The organism is Pseudomonas sp. DC3200b2 (assembly GCF_049895785.1).
GTDB lineage: Bacteria > Pseudomonadota > Gammaproteobacteria > Pseudomonadales > Pseudomonadaceae > Aquipseudomonas > Aquipseudomonas massiliensis.
On record NZ_JAFCTA010000003.1, the window covers coordinates 182,042 to 197,453 of the forward strand.

Genomic DNA, 15,412 nt, shown 5'->3' on the forward strand with positions numbered 1-15,412 from the left:
CTCTGGGTTTATCGTTCCATGCCGTGGCCTGGAACACTTTCGACCACAGCATCAATAAGGGCGCATCAATGTCTGCATCCCTCGCATTCGTCTTTCCGGGGCAAGGTTCCCAGACGGTTGGCATGTTGGCCGACCAGGCTGCGCGACACTCTCTGATCGGCGAGACCTTCAAGGAAGCGTCCGACGCCCTTGGTTATGACCTCTGGGCCTTGACCCAGCAAGGGCCGGCCGAGACGCTGAACCGCACCGACAAGACTCAGCCGGCCATTCTTGCGGCATCCGTGGCCCTCTGGCGCCTGTGGCAGGCCGAAGGCGGCGCTACGCCAGCCTACGTGGCAGGGCATAGTCTTGGTGAATACAGCGCGCTGGTAGCAGCCGGCAGCGTCGGCCTGGCCGACGCGGTTCGCCTGGTCGAGCGACGCGGTCAGCTCATGCAGGAAGCCGTGCCGGCAGGGCAGGGCGGCATGGCCGCCATTCTGGGTCTCAAGGACGAAGACGTGATCGCGGCTTGCGCCGAGGCAGCCGCGGGCGAAGTGGTCAGCGCGGTGAACTTCAACTCTCCGGGACAAGTGGTCATCGCCGGCAGCGCCGAGGCGGTCAACCGCGCCATCGAAGCCTGCAAGGCCCGCGGCGCCAAGCGCGCCCTGCCATTGCCGGTCAGTGTGCCCTCCCACTGCGCGCTGATGAAGCCGGCGGCCGAGCGTTTCGCCCAGTCCATCGAGGCCATCGACTGGCAACTGCCGAACATTGCCCTGGTGCAGAACGTCACCGCCACGGTGCCGGCCAACCTCCAGGATCTGAAACAGAACCTGCTGGCGCAGCTGTACATGCCGGTGCGCTGGGTCGAATCCGTCGCCCTGCTGGCACAGCAAGGCGCGCGGCAGCTGGTGGAGTGCGGCCCGGGCAAGGTGCTGTCGGGGCTGAACAAGCGCTGCGCCGATGGCATCGAAACCTTCAATCTGGATACCCCCGATGCCATGGCCGCCGCCCGCGCGGCCCTGGCTTGATACAGGAGAAGCTGGCATGAGCCTGCAAGGTAAAGTGGCACTGGTGACCGGTGCGAGTCGTGGCATCGGCCAGGCGATTGCCCTGGAACTGGGCCGCCAGGGCGCGGTTGTGGTCGGTACCGCAACCAGCGCTTCCGGGGCCGAGCGCATCAGCGCCACCCTCAAGGAGCACGGCATCGACGGTATCGGCCTGGAGCTGAACGTCTGCGATGACGCGTCCGTGGCCGCGGCCCTGGCCAGCATCACCGAGCGCTTCGGCGCGCCTGCGATTCTGGTCAACAACGCCGGCATCACCCGTGACAACCTGATGCTGCGCATGAAGGACGATGAATGGTTCGATGTCATCGACACCAACCTGAACAGCCTGTACCGGCTGTCCAAGGCGGTTCTGCGGGGCATGACCAAGGCACGCTGGGGCCGTATCATCAGTATCGGCTCGGTGGTGGGTGCCATGGGCAACGCCGGCCAAGTAAACTACGCCGCGGCAAAGGCTGGCCTGGAAGGGTTCAGCCGCGCCCTGGCGCGTGAAGTGGGCTCGCGCGGGATCACCGTCAATTCGGTGACCCCAGGGTTCATCGACACGGACATGACCCGCGAGCTGCCGGAAGCGCAGCGTGAGGGGCTGCTGAGCCAGATCCCTCTGGGCCGCCTGGGCCAGGCCGAGGAAATCGCCAAGGTGGTGGGTTTCCTGGCTTCCGAGGGCGCCGCTTATGTCACTGGCGCGACCGTTCCGGTCAACGGCGGCATGTACATGTGATCCAGCTCAATCGGGCGTGGCGGAAAAAATGTCATACATAGCGCCCGAAAATCCGTTATAAAGCTGCATCCGATTATCGAGGTCGCTGGCCGGTGTTCAGCGGGGGCGCATTCAGCTTGAAATGCGGTCCCCTTCCTATAAACTTACACACCGGCCAGTTGCCAGACTATCCACTAGGAGTGAAAACTAGGTATGAGCACCATCGAAGAACGCGTCAAGAAAATCGTTGCCGAGCAACTGGGCGTGAAAGAAGAAGAAGTCAAAAACGAGTCGAGCTTCGTTGAAGACCTGGGTGCCGATTCTCTTGACACCGTCGAGCTGGTAATGGCCCTCGAAGAAGAATTCGAAACCGAAATTCCAGACGAAGAAGCCGAGAAGATCACCACCGTTCAGGCAGCCATCGACTACGTCAACGCCCATCAGGGCTGATTGTCGCACTCGACGCTTCTTGTCTTGGGAAAACCGCACTGCCTTCGTGGGCGTGCGGTTTTTTCATTAAATGAGGCAAGAAGGTGAAACAAAGTATTGAAGGAGAACCCTGTGTCGCGTAGACGCGTCGTGGTCACTGGAATGGGCATGCTGTCGCCATTGGGCGTGGACGTGCCGAGCACCTGGCAAGGCATTCTGGCCGGCCAAAGCGGCATCGGTCCTATCGAGCATACGGACCTCTCAGCGTTTTCCACCCGTTTTGGCGGTTCGGTCAAGGGTTTCGATGTAGCTCAATACCTTGCACCGAAAGAAGCGCGCAAGCTCGATCTTTTCATCCAGTACGGCCTCGCCGCCGGCTTTCAGGCCGTGCGCGATGCCGGGCTGGACATCACCGACGGCAACCGTGAACGCATCGGCGTGGCCATGGGTTCCGGCATCGGTGGCCTCACCAACATCGAAGACACCAGCCGCACCTTGCATGACCAGGGGCCACGGCGGATATCGCCCTTCTTCGTGCCGGGCTCGATCATCAACATGATCTCAGGCTTTCTGTCCATCCACCTGGGCATCCAGGGGCCGAACTATGCCATCTCCACGGCATGCACCACGGGCACCCATTGCATTGGCATGGCCGCGCGCAACATCGCCTATGGCGAAGCGGACGTGATGATCGCCGGCGGTGCCGAGATGGCTGCCTGCGGCCTCGGCATGGGTGGCTTCGGCGCGGCACGGGCATTGTCCACGCGCAACGACGAGCCTACCCGGGCCAGCCGTCCCTGGGACAAGGGCCGCGATGGCTTCGTGCTGTCCGATGGCGCAGGCGCCCTGGTGCTCGAGGAACTGGAACACGCCCGGGCCCGTGGCGCACGGATCTATGCCGAGTTGGTGGGCTTCGGCACCAGTGGCGATGCCTTCCACATGACCTCGCCACCCGAGGATGGCGCCGGCGCCGCCCGCTGCATGGCCAATGCCCTGAAGGATGCCGGCCTGGCGCCGGAAGCCGTTCAGTACATCAATGCCCATGGAACCTCGACCTCGGCGGGTGACCTGGCCGAAGTACGCGCGATCAAGACAGTCTTCGGGGAGCATGCCCACAAGCTGGCGGTGAGCTCCACCAAATCCATGGTTGGCCATCTGCTGGGCGCCGCGGGCGCGGTGGAAGCCATCTTCAGCGTCCTGGCGATCCGCGATCAGGTGGCGCCACCCACCATCAACTTGGACGAGCCCGACGAAGACTGTGACCTGGACTTCGTGCCCCATGAGGCACGCAAGATGCCGATCGATGTGGTGTTGTCGAACTCGTTCGGCTTTGGTGGTACCAACGGCTCCCTGGTATTCCGCCGGTTCGCCGAGTGATGGAACCCTGGGTCGATGGCCAGCCGGCGTCCGACATAAACCTGGCCAATCGCGGCCTGGCCTATGGTGACGGGCTGTTCGAAACCATCGGTGTGCGCGGCGGCCGGCCCAGCCTGCTGGAGCGCCACCTGGCTCGCCTGGCCCTGGGATGCCAACGGCTGGGGTTGGCCTACGACGAAGCGGTCATCCGCGATGAGCTGCGGGTCTATGCTCTGAGGCTGGGCAAGGGTGTGCTCAAGCTTATCCTCACCCGGGGCGACAGCCCGCGCGGCTATGCGGCGGATGACGCCACCGCGCCCAGGCGCATCCTCCAGGGGGGGCCCTGGCCGGACTACCCAGCGCAGCGGCAGCAGGAGGGCGTCGCGATCTTCCCGTGTCGCACACCGCTGGCGCTGCAACCCGCCCTGGCAGGCCTCAAGCATCTGAACAGGCTGGAACAGGTGTTGGCCCGCGCCGAGTGGCAGAGCCCGGAGTACGCCGAGGGCCTGATGCTCGATACCCAGGGCCGGGTCATCGAAGGTGTGTTCAGCAACCTCTTCCTAGTGCATGAAAAGCGCTTGCTCACCCCGGACCTGCGCCGTTGTGGAGTAGCGGGTACGCTGCGTGCCGAGCTGCTGGCCCTGTGCGCCGCCGAGGGCGAGCCTGTCGCGGTCGAGGACGTGTCCCTGACAAGACTCGGGGAGGCCAGCGAAGTGTTCATGTGCAATAGCCTCTATGGTATCTGGCCGGTGCGCCGTTGCGGCGGGCTGAGCTGGCCGGTAGGGCCGCGCACCCGTAAACTCCAGCAGATCGCCCGCGAACTTGTGGATACCTGATAGTGCTACGCAAATTTCTGCTGCTACTTGAAACCCTGGTGATCCTTGCGGGCATAGCCATCGGCCTGGCCGTCTGGCGGGTACAGGCAGTGTTGGACCAGCCACTGACCCTGCCTGGCGAGCAGTTGATCGATGTTCCCCAAGGCGCGTCGCCGGGGGGCATGCTCAATCGGCTGGAAGAGCAGGGCGCACTCAGTGGCGCGTTCTGGGCGCGGCTGTACTGGCGCTTCAATCTGGATGGCCAGCCGCTGCATGCCGGGGAATACCGGGTCGGCCCCGATACCAAGGTACGTGAACTGCTCGGCCTGTGGCAGCGTGGCGAGGTGGTGCAGTACAGCCTGACCCTGGTGGAGGGCTGGACTTTCCACCAGGCACGCGCGCTGCTGGCGCGCCAGGAAAAGCTCAAGCAAACCCTCACCGGGCTCAGCGACGAACAGGTGATGGAAAAGCTGGGCCATCCCGGGGTGGTGCCGGAAGGGCGGTTCTTCCCGGATACCTATCGCTACGTCAAGGGGATGACCGATGCCCAACTCCTGGAGCTGGCGTTTACCCGCCTGGAGACGGTGCTCGCCCAGGAATGGCAGAACCGGGCGCAAGGCCTGCCCTACAGCGACCCTTATCAGGCTCTGATCATGGCCTCGCTGGTGGAAAAGGAAACCGGCGTACCCCAAGAGCGCGGGGAGATCGCCGGTGTCTTCGTACGCCGCCTCGCCGCCGGCATGCTGCTGCAAACGGACCCGACCGTGATCTACGGCATGGGCGAGCGCTATACCGGTCGTATCACTCGCGCCGACCTGCGCGAGCCCAGCCCGTACAACACTTACCTGAATCCCGGCCTGCCGCCGACGCCGATTGCCCTGGCCGGGCGCGAGGCGATCCATGCCGCGCTCAATCCGACCGAAGGCAGCAGCTTGTATTTCGTTGCCAAGGGCGATGGCAGCCATGTGTTCTCCGATGATATCGAGGCGCACAACCAGGCCGTGCGCCAGTATCAGCTCAAGCGCCGAGCCGATTACCGCTCCAGCCCAGCGCCATTGCCCTCGACCGATTCCGACGGTCAGGGGCAACCGGCCCCGGAAACGCCTGCCGAGGCTCCGTCACAACCATGAGGAATGTCTGCTTGAGCGGTTTGTTCATCACCTTGGAGGGCCCGGAAGGGGCCGGAAAAAGCACCAACCGCGAGTTCCTCGCCGCGCACTTGCGTGCCGCCGGGCTGGAGGTCCAGCTCACCCGCGAACCAGGTGGCACGCCCCTGGCCGAACGGATCCGCGAGCTATTACTGGCACCCAGCGACGAGTCCATGGCCGTGGATACTGAATTGTTGCTGATGTTCGCCGCCCGCGCCCAGCACCTGGAGCAGGTGATACGGCCTGCCCTGGAGCGCGGCGCCATCGTGTTGTGCGATCGTTTTACCGATGCTACCTACGCCTACCAAGGCGGCGGCCGTGGCGTACCGCTGGCCCGCATCGCGGAGCTGGAGGCCTTCGTCCAAGGGCCGTTGCGCCCTGACCTGACCCTGGTGTTCGACCTGCCGGTTGAAGTGGGCCTGGCCAGGGCGGCGGCACGCGGGCAGCTGGATCGCTTCGAGCGCGAGGGGCAAGGCTTCTTCGAAGCGGTGCGCCAGGCCTACCTGGCCCGAGCCAAGGCTGACCCACAGCGTTATGAAGTCATCGACGCCAGCCAGTCCCTGGCCGAGGTCCAAAACCGCCTGCTGGCAGGCTTGCCGCGTTGGCTGGAGCGCGCCCGTGGCTGAGCTCTACGCCTGGCAGGCTGCGCTCTGGGCTCAGCTCAGCGGCCGTCGGGAACACGCCCACGCGTATTTGTTGCAAGGGCCTTCGGGCATTGGCAAGCGCGCCCTGGCCGAAAGTCTTGGGGCCTTGCTGCTCTGTCATTCACCGAAGGACGGGCAGGCGCGCAGCGCCTGTGGTGAGTGCAAAGGCTGCCGCTTGTTGGCCGCCGGGAGCCATCCGGACAGCTTCCTGCTTCAGCCCGAGGAAGCAGACAAGGCGATTCTTGTGGACCAGGTCAGGCGCCTGGTGGATTTCGTCGCCCAGACCGCCCAGCTAGGAGGGCGGAAGGTGGTACTGGTGGAGCCGGTGGAGGCCTTGAATCTGAACGCGGCCAACGCGCTGCTCAAGAGCCTCGAGGAGCCCTCTGGCGATACGGTTATGTTGCTGGTCAGCCATCAGCCCAGCCGCTTGCTACCGACCATTCGCAGCCGTTGCGTCCAGCAGCCGTGCCCATTGCCGAGCCCGAGCCAGGCCAATGAGTGGCTTGCCGATCGCTTGCCGGATGTAAGCGCGCAAGCGCGCCAGCAGTTGCTTGCCTTGGCGGCGGGTTCACCCCTGGCCGCGGTACAGCTGCAGGAGCAGTCCGTGCTCGACCAGCGCGCCCTGGTGGTAGAAGGGATAAAGCGTTTGCTCAAGCAGCAGCAAAGCCCTACGCAGTTGGCCGAAAGCTGGAATGGCGTTCCCCTGATCTGGCTGCTCGACTGGTTCTGTGACTGGTCCCAGCGTATCCTGCGCTATCAGCTGACCCAGGATCCGGAAGGCCTGGGCTTGAGCGACATGCACAAGGTACTGCAATATCTCGCCCAGAAAGCACCAACTGGCAAAGTAGTGGCCATTCAGGATTGGTTGCTTCAACATCGCCAGAAGGTGTTGACCAAGGCGAACCTCAACCGTGTATTGCTACTCGAAACCTTACTCGTCTCCTGGCTGGGCTTGACCGGCCAGGCGTGAGTGCAGGTTTGCTCGTAGTAAGGAATCACCATGAACCAGCCCACCGCTTCCGGGCCGCGCAGCGGCATACTTTCTCTGACGATCAAGGACAAGGCGGTGCTGTATGCCGCGTACATGCCGTTCATCAAGAATGGCGGCCTGTTCATTCCCACGGCTAAAAGCTATCACCTGGGCGACGAGCTGTTCATGTTGCTCAACCTGATGGATGAACCCGAAAAGATCCCTGTAGCTGGCAAGGTCGTCTGGATCACTCCCCGTGGCGCTCAGGGAAACCGAGCGGCCGGTGTAGGGGTACAGTTCAACGAGGGGGACGATACCGCGCGCAACAAGATTGAAACCTACCTTGCCGGCGCGCTCAAGTCAGACCGCCCCACCCATACCATGTAGATGCCCATGACTGCCTGTGTTCCCCTGCTTGTCGATTCCCATTGCCACCTTGACCGTCTTGACCTCAGCGCCCACAACGGCTCGTTGGAGGCAGCCCTCGATGCTGCCCGCGCGCGAGGCGTGGGGCACTTCCTCTGCATTGGCGTGAGCGCCGAGAATGCCGAGGCGGTGCGCAACCTGGCCAGCCGCTACTCGGACGTGGATTGCTCGGTGGGCATTCATCCATTGGACGTGGCGCCCACGGGCATACCAGACTTGCAGTGGTTGCTCGGCGAGCTGGACTACCCCCATGTGGTAGCTATCGGCGAGACCGGCCTGGATTACCACTACGAACCGGACACCGCCGAGGTTCAGAAGGCTTCCTTCCAGTTGCATCTGGAAGCTGCCAGGGTCACGGGCAAGCCGGTGATCATCCATACGCGTGCGGCCCAGGCAGACACCCTGGCCCTGCTAAAAGCCGCGGCGTTGCCCCAGGCCGGCGTACTGCACTGCTTCACGGAAGACTGGGCAATGGCCGAGGCGGCCCTTGACCTGGGCTTCTACATTTCCCTGTCCGGCATCGTTACCTTCCGCAACGCGGAGGCGTTGCGAGAGGTGGCTCGCAAGATCCCGGCGGATCGGCTGCTGGTGGAAACGGACTCGCCTTACATGGCGCCCATTCCCTACCGGGGCAAGCCCAACCTTCCCCAGTATGTGTATGAAGTAGCCGCCTTCCTGGCGGATCTGCGCGGCGTGCCATTCACGGAACTGGCCGCTCAGACCACCGAAAACTTCCGTCGGCTGTTTCCACTCTCCCGAGCGCGCTCAGCGTAACGGCGCCAGCCGGGCAAAAAAAACCCGGGTTCTGGGGGGGAATCCGGGTCAAGACCATTAGGAGTAAAACAAAGGTGCGCGGTCCGTCGACACCTTTATCGGCGTACCCTATGGGGGGTAGGGGCGCCAACATCTTTAGTATCGGCGAGCTTTAGCCCTCGTCCACCGGCTGGTGATCATTTTTTAAACAAATTTGGAATGAAAAGCCTCTCCCTTGACACCTCAAGCGCTCAAACGCCGCACTATCGACAGAGCCCGGTCGACCGTTTGCTCACTGGTATAGAAATGGGGCGAGAAACGCACTCCCTTTCCGCGAGGAATACAGATCACGCCTTCGGCCATGAGTCGTTGCTGCAGGGCAATGCTGTCCTTGCCTTCCAGGCTGAAGGAAAAGATGCCAGCCCGCTGCTGCGCTGCCCGGGGCGAGTGAATGCGCGCGCCAGGCAGGGCTTCGATGCCGGCGATCAGCTGATCGATCCGTTGTTGAATGGCGGACTGCACGTTTTCCATTCCGACTTCCTCCAGCAGGCCAAGGCTTGCCTCCAGCGCCATGGTGCCAAGGATGTTCGGGCTGCCGCATTCGAAGCGCCGGGCGCTTTCGGCCGGCGCCCAGCTGTTACGGCTGTAGTCGCCCATATGCTGCACCATGTGCCAGCCATACTCCTGCAGCCGCAGACGCGGGCGTAGCTCGGCCCGGCAATAGAAAACGCCAAGACCTTCCGGGCCAAGCATCCATTTATGGCCATCGGCCATGGCGAAATCGCATTCGTAGGCCTGCACGTCGAAAGGCGCGGCTCCGAGCTGCTGGATGGCATCGACGCAAAAGAGCACATCCAGTTCCTGGCAGCCACGGCCGAGCCGCGGCAGGTCCATTTTCAGGCCACTGGCATATTGCACGGCGCTGATCGCCAGCAGTCGGGTGCGCGGACCACAGGCCGCGAGCAAGGCGGCTTCTGGATCAGGCTGGTTGAGGTCGACCTTGACCACCCGTACGCCCTGGGGCGCGAGCGCCTCCCAGACGATGCGGTTGGAAGGAAATTCCTCGGCGCTGATGACAACCTCGTCGCCGTCAGCCCAATCCAACCCGAACGCCACGAAGGACAGCGCCTCGGACGTATTCTTCACCAAGGCGATGTCATCGGTTGAAGGGGCGTTGAGCAGCCGGGACAAACGTTCGCGCAGGCGTTGCTCCACAGTCAGCCAGGCCGGGTAGTGGCGGGCACCCTGTTGGACGTTTTCCTGGGCGAAACGGGCAACCGCCTCGGCGCTGCGACGGGGCCAGGGCGAAACTGCCGCGTGGTTGAGATAAACAAGGCCCTCGGCCTGGGGAAATTCGTCGCTGAACCTGGACATAAATGGATGATCCGTGCAATTTGACGCCATATAGGCATAATACCCGCTTCGATTCAGCCCCCGGTCCGTGTATGCAGAAAGAACCTCGAAAGGTCCGCGAATTCCGCCGAAGGGAACAGGAAATCCTCGACACGGCGCTCAAGCTGTTCCTTGAACAGGGCGAGGACAGCGTTACGGTGGAGATGATCGCCGATGCGGTGGGCATCGGCAAAGGGACCATCTACAAGCATTTCAAATCCAAGGCCGAGATCTACTTGCGGTTGATGCTCGACTACGAGCGCGACCTCAATAGCCTGCTCCAGTCAGCGGACGTGGATCGCGACAAGGAGGCCCTGTCCCGCGCGTATTTCGAGTTCCGCATGCGCGACCCGCAGCGCTACCGCCTGTTCGACCGGCTCGAGGAGAAGGTGGTCAAGGGCAGCCAGGTGCCCGACATGGTCAGCGAGCTGCACAGCATCCGTGCCTCGAACTTCGATCGCCTCACCCAACTGATCAAGGGGCGCATCGATGAGGGCAAGCTCGAAGACGTGCCTCCTTATTTCCACTACTGTGCCTCATGGGCGCTTGTCCACGGCGCGGTGGCCCTGTATCACTCGCCGTTCTGGAGCAGCGTGCTGGAAGATCAGGAGGGCTTCTTCCAGTTTCTGATGGACATCGGTGTGCGCATGGGCAACAGGCGCAAGCGCGAGGGTGATAGCGGGGGCGCCTGATCTTTCCCCAGGCGCCTATGCCGACGTGCTGATCCCCAGGGCGCTGCCCAGGGCCAACAGTGCCGCCGCAACGGACAACTGCCAGCGCATGATCCGCGTATGGCCGGCCCTTGTGGCAACCTGAGCGTTGGCTATTTCCGGCAATCGCGCGAGGGTCACCCGGGCCCAGAGCGCGCCCGCGCCCAGGGTAGCGCCCAGTTGCCACTGAACGGGACGCGGCGCGGTTTCCAGGCCGGGAAAACGGGCGCGGAACCAGATCACCAGACACCCGACGGTCAGAGCCAGCGCGAGCCCAGCCAGGATGCAAGCGCGACGAAGGGCCGCTTCGTGGCCCGAGCGGCAGGCGGCATACAGTAGCGCCGCGCAGCCAAGGGCGCTCGCCATGGCCAGGGCGATCTGGCTGTTGAAAAGAAAAGTTGTGGAGTTCATCGGGGTTTGGGTCGGCGGCCTGGGCAATAGCGGGTATGATAGCCTCCTTCCTCGAAATACTGATAATCCATACAGCCCTCCGGGCCGCGCGTACCCATGCTCAGCACTGAATTGAAATCCACTATCCAGGGCGCCTACAGCCGCTTTCTCGAGGCCAAGGGCTTGAAGGCTCGCTATGGCCAGCGGCTGATGATCGCCGAAGTGGCCAAGGCCCTCGGCGCCGTGCCCGTGGATGAAGAAGGCCGTCGCCTGGGCGAGCCCGCCGTGGTGGCCGTGGAAGCGGGCACCGGTACCGGCAAGACGGTTGCCTACAGCCTCGCTGCCATTCCCGCCGCCAAGGCGGCCGGCAAGCGGCTGGTCATCGCCACGGCCACCGTTGCCCTGCAAGAGCAGATCGTCCATAAGGACCTGCCCGATATCATGCGCAACGCCGGGCTGAACTTCAGCTTCGCCCTGGCCAAGGGGCGCGGCCGCTACCTGTGCCTGTCCAAGCTCGACGCCCTGCTGCAGGAGGGCCAGGCGCAGAACGCCACTGCCCAGCTGTTCGAGGACGAAGGCTTTTCCATCGACGTGGACGAGGCCAGCCTCAAGCTGTTCACCAGGATGATAGAAAAACTGGCGGGCAACCGTTGGGACGGTGACCGGGACAGCTGGCCGGAAGCCCTGGAGGATCCGGTATGGTCGCGCCTGACCACTGATCATAGCCAGTGCACCAACCGGCACTGCCCCAATTTCCAGCAGTGCACCTTCTTCAAGGCCCGGGAAGGCATGGGCAAGGTAGACGTGATCGTCACCAACCACGACATGGTCCTGGCGGACCTGGCCCTTGGCGGTGGCGCGGTATTGCCAGACCCGAAGGACACGCTCTACGTGTTCGACGAAGGCCATCACCTACCCGACAAGGCTATCGGCCACTTCGCCCATTTCACCCGATTGCGTTCCACCGCCGACTGGCTGGAGCAGACGGCGCGCAACCTGACCAAGCTGCTGGCGCAACATCCTCTGCCTGGAGACCTGGGCAAACTCATCGAGCAGGTGCCTGAGCTGGCCCGCGAGCTCAAGGCGCAACTACAGTTCATGTTCGGCGCGTGCGAGCAGTTGGCGGACTTTCGCCCCGGTGAAGACATGGAAGGCCGCGAACGCCCGCGCCATCGCTTCGTCGGCGGCGTGGTGCCCGAGCATATCCGCGAGATGGGGCTGGAGCTGAAAAAAGGCTTCGCCCGCCTGACGGACCTGTACACCCGGCTGGCGGAGTTGCTCAAGGAAGGGATGGAAGGCGAGGTGAATATCGGCATCGCCAGTCATCAGGCGGAGGAGTGGTACCCCTTGTTCGGCAGCCTGCTGGCCAGGGCCCAGGGCAGTTGGGAACTGTGGGTGGCCTTCACCGCCGAAGATCCGGAAGGCAGCCCGCCCATGGCCCGTTGGCTGACCCTGGTGGAAGCCGGCTCGTTCCATGACCTGGAGGTGAACGCCAGCCCCATCCTGGCGGCGGAAATGCTACGTCGCAACCTCTGGAGCGTCGCCTTCGGCGCCCTGGTGACATCCGCCACCCTGACGGCCCTGGGGCGTTTCGATCGCTTCCGCATGCGCGCGGGCCTGCCACGGGACGCGGTCACCGCCGTGGTGCCGAGCCCCTTCCACCATGCCGACGCCGGGCTCCTTCGCGTGCCGGACCTGCGGGCGGACCCGCGAGACGCGGCGGCCCATACCGCCGCGATCATCCGGGAGCTGCCCGGGCTGGTGGAGGGCTCTCGGGGCTCGCTCGTGCTGTTTTCCTCGCGGCGGCAAATGCAGGATGTGTTCGACGGCCTGGACCGGGAGTGGCGGCGCCAGGTGTTCATCCAGGGCAACCTGTCAAAGCAGGAAACCTTGAACAAGCACAAGGCGCGGGTGGACGGCGGCGAGAGCAGCGTGCTTTTCGGCCTGGCCAGTTTCGCCGAAGGCGTGGATTTGCCTGGCGCCTACTGTGAGCACGTAGTCATCGCCAAGATTCCCTTCGCGGTACCCGACGACCCCGTGGAAGCGGCCCTGGCCGAATGGATCGAAGCACGCGGCGGCAACCCCTTCATGGAGATCGCCGTGCCCGATGCTTCCCTGCGCCTGATCCAGGCCTGCGGCCGGTTGCTGCGAACCGAGCAGGACCGGGGCATGATCACCCTGCTGGATCGCCGCGTAGTCACTCAACGGTATGGCAAGGCCATTCTCGATGCATTGCCACCATTCCGCCGGGAGATAGCCTAGTGTTGACTCGAGGGCGCTTCCCAAAGGCTTGAATCGCTGAAACAATGCGCAGCATTCAGATTCCTGCCTTTCTCGGAGCCTCCCGTGCTGATCAACGGCCATTATTCGCTGGAATTCGAGCCCGTGCGCGAAGCCTTCGCCGCGCTGTTCGAAGACCATCAGGAGCGTGGGGCCGCGCTTTGCGTTCAGGTGAACGGCGAAACCGTGATCGACCTCTGGGCCGGCACCAGCGACAAGGACCGCAGCGAGGCTTGGCATGGCGATACCCTGGTCAACCTCTTTTCCTGTACCAAGACATTCACCGCGGTGGCGGTGCTTCAATTGGCAGCCGAAGGCAAGCTTGGCCTGGACAAGCCAGTAGCCGACTATTGGCCGGAGTTCGCCAGCAATGGCAAAGGTGCCATCACGGTGCGTCAGTTGCTCTGCCATCGTGCTGGGTTGCCGGCGCTGCGTGAACTGCTGCCAGCCGAGGCATTGTACGATTGGAACGCCATGACTCGCGCCCTGGCTGCCGAAGCGCCCTGGTGGGAGCCTGGCACCGCCCATGGCTACGCTGCCATTACCTATGGCTGGCTGCTGGGTGAGCTGATCCGCCGAGTGGACGGGCGTAGCCCTGGACGCGCCATTGTCGAGCGGGTCGCGCGGCCCTTGCAGCTGGATTTCCATATCGGCCTGGCCGATAGCGAGTTCCACCGGGTGGCCCATGTAGCCCGAGGCAAAGGCAACCCCGGTGACGCGGCCGCCCAGCGGCTGTTGCAGGTCACTCTGCGTGAGCCCGAAGCCATGCCGACCCGAGCCTTCACCAATCCGCCGTCCATCCTCACCAGCACCAACAAGCCGGAGTGGCGGCGGATGGAACAGCCCGCCGCCAATGGTCACGGCAACGCACGCAGCCTGGCCGGCTTCTATCAGGGGCTGCTCGAAGGCAGCCTGCTCGACAGCGAGTGGCTTGCCGAACTTACCCGGGAGCATAGCCAGGGTGAGGACTTGACCCTGCTGACGCCGACGCGCTTCGGCCTGGGCTGCATGCTCGATCAACCGGGCCTGGCCAACGCTACCTTCGGTCTGGGGCCCTATGCCTTCGGCCATCCTGGAGCGGGCGGCTCTGTAGGCTTCGCCGACCCGCAACGGGGCGTGGCCTTCGGCTTCGTTACCCATACATTGGGGCCATATATCCTGATGGACCCGCGTGCCCAGCGCCTGGCCACGGCAGTAGCGCAATGCATGTGAATGCGATGCGACCGACGGTATCCCAGCAGACGCGGAATGTTCTACCATCCAATCAACGATTTATGTGGGTTTTTTAACCCAGTTTATTGACACCAAATTTCCGGACCGATCATGTACGCCAAGAAGACTCTCGCTTTTGCCCTGTGCCTGGCCATCACCGGCTGCGCCCATACCTCGCAGGACAACACTGGTGACGCCGGTGCGAGCTGGTGGCCCTTTGGTAAGGGTAAGGACGCTACCGCTGAAGTGGTCAAGGATGACAGCGTAGAGCAGGCCGTGCAGGATCGCGTCGCCAAGGCTGAAGCCGCCTCGGACGCCAAGGCCGCCAGCGAGGGACACTGGTGGTGGCCGTTCGGCGGTGACAACAAGGCCGCGCCTGCCCAGGCGGCCGCGGGTAAGGGCGCGCCCCCCGCGGCGATCGCCGCCGCCGCCAAGGTGGACCCGCAGGTGACCAAGGCATGGCTGGATGCCTATGAGCCCAAGCTGCGGGAAGCGATCAAGGGCAGCAAGTTCCAGCTGGAGCGTCACGAAGACATGCTGGTGGTCACCGCCCCGGTCGATGGCTCCTTCAACCCGGACCGCCCCGCCATGTTGTTGCCCGTGTCCCTGGCACCCATCACCAACGTGGCCAAGGCCCTGGAAAATGATTCGAAGACCTCCGTGCTGATTCTCGGCCACGCCGACAGCTCGGGCACGGCGGATGTGAACAAGAAGGTGAGCCTGGAACGAGCCCAGTCTGTCGCGGCCATTTTCCGTCTCAGCGGCCTGCAGCGTAACCGCCTGAGCACCCGTGGCCTGGGCGCGGTGGTGCCGCGCGCGGCCAATGACAGCCCGGCGGGCCGCGCCCTCAACCGTCGCGTGGAAATGCTGGTCACGCCTGAAAGCGGCATGGCCACGCTGATGGCCAAGTATGACCAGCCGACGCCCGTCGCAGCCGCCATAGTCGCGCTGCAAGACGTGAAGGCTGTGCCGGACGCGCCAAAGGCCGCGCCGGCCGCCCCGGCCAAGAAAACCGCCAGTGGCAAGAAGGGCAGCGCCAAGCCTGCCGCGACCACTGCCAAGAAAAAGGCTACCCCGGTCAAGAAGGTGACCACGGCCAAGAAAGCCGTTGCCGACCAGCAGGCCAAGAACTGAGCGAGCCGCG

16 protein-coding genes are annotated in these 15,412 nt (G+C 63.8%); 14 read left to right on the forward strand and 2 right to left on the reverse strand.

The window, feature by feature from the left end; translation table 11 throughout:
• Positions 1-68 precede the first annotated feature (68 nt).
• The 10 genes from fabD (at position 69) to ACP691_RS10325 (ending at position 8,305) form a co-directional block, all read left to right on the forward strand.
• The gene (gene fabD / locus ACP691_RS10280) at positions 69-1,007 is read left to right on the forward strand and encodes an ACP S-malonyltransferase (RefSeq protein WP_426149361.1); all 939 of its coding nucleotides are present in this window, start codon (positions 69-71) and stop codon (positions 1,005-1,007) included.
• 16 nt (positions 1,008-1,023) lie between these two features.
• Positions 1,024-1,764 (forward strand): 3-oxoacyl-ACP reductase FabG, encoded by a 741-nt coding sequence (gene fabG / locus ACP691_RS10285; RefSeq protein WP_426149362.1) that lies wholly within the window; start codon positions 1,024-1,026, stop codon positions 1,762-1,764.
• 192 nt (positions 1,765-1,956) lie between these two features.
• Entirely contained in the window at positions 1,957-2,193 is a 237-nt protein-coding gene (acpP, locus tag ACP691_RS10290) for an acyl carrier protein (protein ID WP_125463231.1), read from the forward strand.
• Positions 2,194-2,304: 111 nt separating this feature from the next.
• Positions 2,305-3,549 carry a beta-ketoacyl-ACP synthase II gene (fabF, locus tag ACP691_RS10295; RefSeq protein ID WP_426149363.1) on the forward strand — a complete coding sequence of 415 codons (1,245 nt, stop codon included), beginning with the start codon at positions 2,305-2,307 and terminating at the stop codon, positions 3,547-3,549.
• On the forward strand, positions 3,549-4,364 hold the full coding sequence (gene pabC / locus ACP691_RS10300; protein ID WP_426149702.1) for an aminodeoxychorismate lyase: 816 nt from the start codon (positions 3,549-3,551) through the stop codon (positions 4,362-4,364). Before fabF ends, pabC begins: the two co-directional genes overlap by 1 nt.
• Positions 4,365-4,366: 2 nt before the next feature.
• Positions 4,367-5,473 (forward strand): endolytic transglycosylase MltG, encoded by a 1,107-nt coding sequence (gene mltG, locus ACP691_RS10305; RefSeq protein ID WP_426149364.1) that lies wholly within the window; start codon positions 4,367-4,369, stop codon positions 5,471-5,473.
• A gap of 11 nt (positions 5,474-5,484) precedes the next feature.
• The gene (gene tmk / locus ACP691_RS10310) at positions 5,485-6,117 is read left to right on the forward strand and encodes a dTMP kinase (RefSeq protein ID WP_426149365.1); all 633 of its coding nucleotides are present in this window, start codon (positions 5,485-5,487) and stop codon (positions 6,115-6,117) included.
• Complete coding sequence (locus ACP691_RS10315; RefSeq protein ID WP_426149366.1) at positions 6,110-7,105, forward strand: DNA polymerase III subunit delta'; 996 nt, start codon at positions 6,110-6,112, stop codon at positions 7,103-7,105. The genes tmk and ACP691_RS10315 overlap by 8 nt, the downstream gene beginning before the upstream one ends.
• A 30-nt stretch (positions 7,106-7,135) precedes the next feature.
• A complete protein-coding gene (locus ACP691_RS10320) occupies positions 7,136-7,492 on the forward strand; it encodes a PilZ domain-containing protein (RefSeq protein WP_040260959.1) in 357 nt (118 codons plus the stop codon).
• 24 nt (positions 7,493-7,516) lie between these two features.
• Entirely contained in the window at positions 7,517-8,305 is a 789-nt protein-coding gene (locus ACP691_RS10325) for a TatD family hydrolase (RefSeq protein ID WP_426149703.1), read from the forward strand.
• Between the two features lie 222 nt (positions 8,306-8,527).
• Here the strand turns inward: ACP691_RS10325 and ACP691_RS10330 are convergent, their stop codons facing one another.
• On the reverse strand, positions 8,528-9,658 hold the full coding sequence (locus tag ACP691_RS10330; protein WP_426149367.1) for an aminotransferase class V-fold PLP-dependent enzyme: 1,131 nt from the start codon (positions 9,656-9,658) through the stop codon (positions 8,528-8,530).
• A gap of 71 nt (positions 9,659-9,729) precedes the next feature.
• Here ACP691_RS10330 and ACP691_RS10335 point away from each other — a divergent pair, with 71 nt between their 5' ends.
• Positions 9,730-10,368: a TetR/AcrR family transcriptional regulator gene (locus ACP691_RS10335; RefSeq protein ID WP_426149368.1), complete on the forward strand. Its 639-nt coding sequence runs from the start codon at positions 9,730-9,732 to the stop codon at positions 10,366-10,368.
• A gap of 15 nt (positions 10,369-10,383) precedes the next feature.
• On the opposite strand, the gene ACP691_RS10340 is transcribed toward ACP691_RS10335, so the two are convergent.
• On the reverse strand, positions 10,384-10,797 hold the full coding sequence (locus tag ACP691_RS10340; RefSeq protein WP_426149369.1) for a hypothetical protein: 414 nt from the start codon (positions 10,795-10,797) through the stop codon (positions 10,384-10,386).
• Positions 10,798-10,893: 96 nt separating this feature from the next.
• Between ACP691_RS10340 and dinG the strand changes: the two genes are divergently transcribed.
• The 3 genes from dinG to ACP691_RS10355 all read left to right on the forward strand — a co-directional run bounded on the left by dinG (position 10,894) and on the right by ACP691_RS10355 (position 15,402).
• Positions 10,894-13,038, forward strand: coding sequence for an ATP-dependent DNA helicase DinG (gene dinG / locus ACP691_RS10345; RefSeq protein WP_426149370.1), 2,145 nt, complete (start codon positions 10,894-10,896; stop codon positions 13,036-13,038).
• Positions 13,039-13,122: 84 nt separating this feature from the next.
• Positions 13,123-14,268 carry a serine hydrolase domain-containing protein gene (locus tag ACP691_RS10350; protein ID WP_426149371.1) on the forward strand — a complete coding sequence of 382 codons (1,146 nt, stop codon included), beginning with the start codon at positions 13,123-13,125 and terminating at the stop codon, positions 14,266-14,268.
• Positions 14,269-14,379: 111 nt separating this feature from the next.
• Positions 14,380-15,402, forward strand: a complete 1,023-nt coding sequence (locus tag ACP691_RS10355; protein ID WP_426149372.1) for an OmpA family protein — start codon at positions 14,380-14,382, stop codon at positions 15,400-15,402.
• The last annotated feature ends 10 nt before the right edge of the window (positions 15,403-15,412 follow it).

Bases quoted from the DNA above. Each gene is read 5' to 3' on its own strand.
- fabD (WP_426149361.1), top strand. From the start codon at position 69: ATGTCTGCATCCCTCGCATTCGTCTTTCCGGGGCAAGGTTCCCAGACG.
- fabG (WP_426149362.1), top strand. From the start codon at position 1,024: ATGAGCCTGCAAGGTAAAGTGGCACTGGTGACCGGTGCGAGTCGTGGC.
- acpP (WP_125463231.1), top strand. From the start codon at position 1,957: ATGAGCACCATCGAAGAACGCGTCAAGAAAATCGTTGCCGAGCAACTG.
- pabC (WP_426149702.1), top strand. From the start codon at position 3,549: ATGGAACCCTGGGTCGATGGCCAGCCGGCGTCCGACATAAACCTGGCC.
- ACP691_RS10320 (WP_040260959.1), top strand. From the start codon at position 7,136: ATGAACCAGCCCACCGCTTCCGGGCCGCGCAGCGGCATACTTTCTCTG.
- ACP691_RS10330 (WP_426149367.1), bottom strand. From the start codon at position 9,658: ATGTCCAGGTTCAGCGACGAATTTCCCCAGGCCGAGGGCCTTGTTTAT.
- ACP691_RS10335 (WP_426149368.1), top strand. From the start codon at position 9,730: ATGCAGAAAGAACCTCGAAAGGTCCGCGAATTCCGCCGAAGGGAACAG.
- ACP691_RS10340 (WP_426149369.1), bottom strand. From the start codon at position 10,797: ATGAACTCCACAACTTTTCTTTTCAACAGCCAGATCGCCCTGGCCATG.
- dinG (WP_426149370.1), top strand. From the start codon at position 10,894: ATGCTCAGCACTGAATTGAAATCCACTATCCAGGGCGCCTACAGCCGC.
- ACP691_RS10355 (WP_426149372.1), top strand. From the start codon at position 14,380: ATGTACGCCAAGAAGACTCTCGCTTTTGCCCTGTGCCTGGCCATCACC.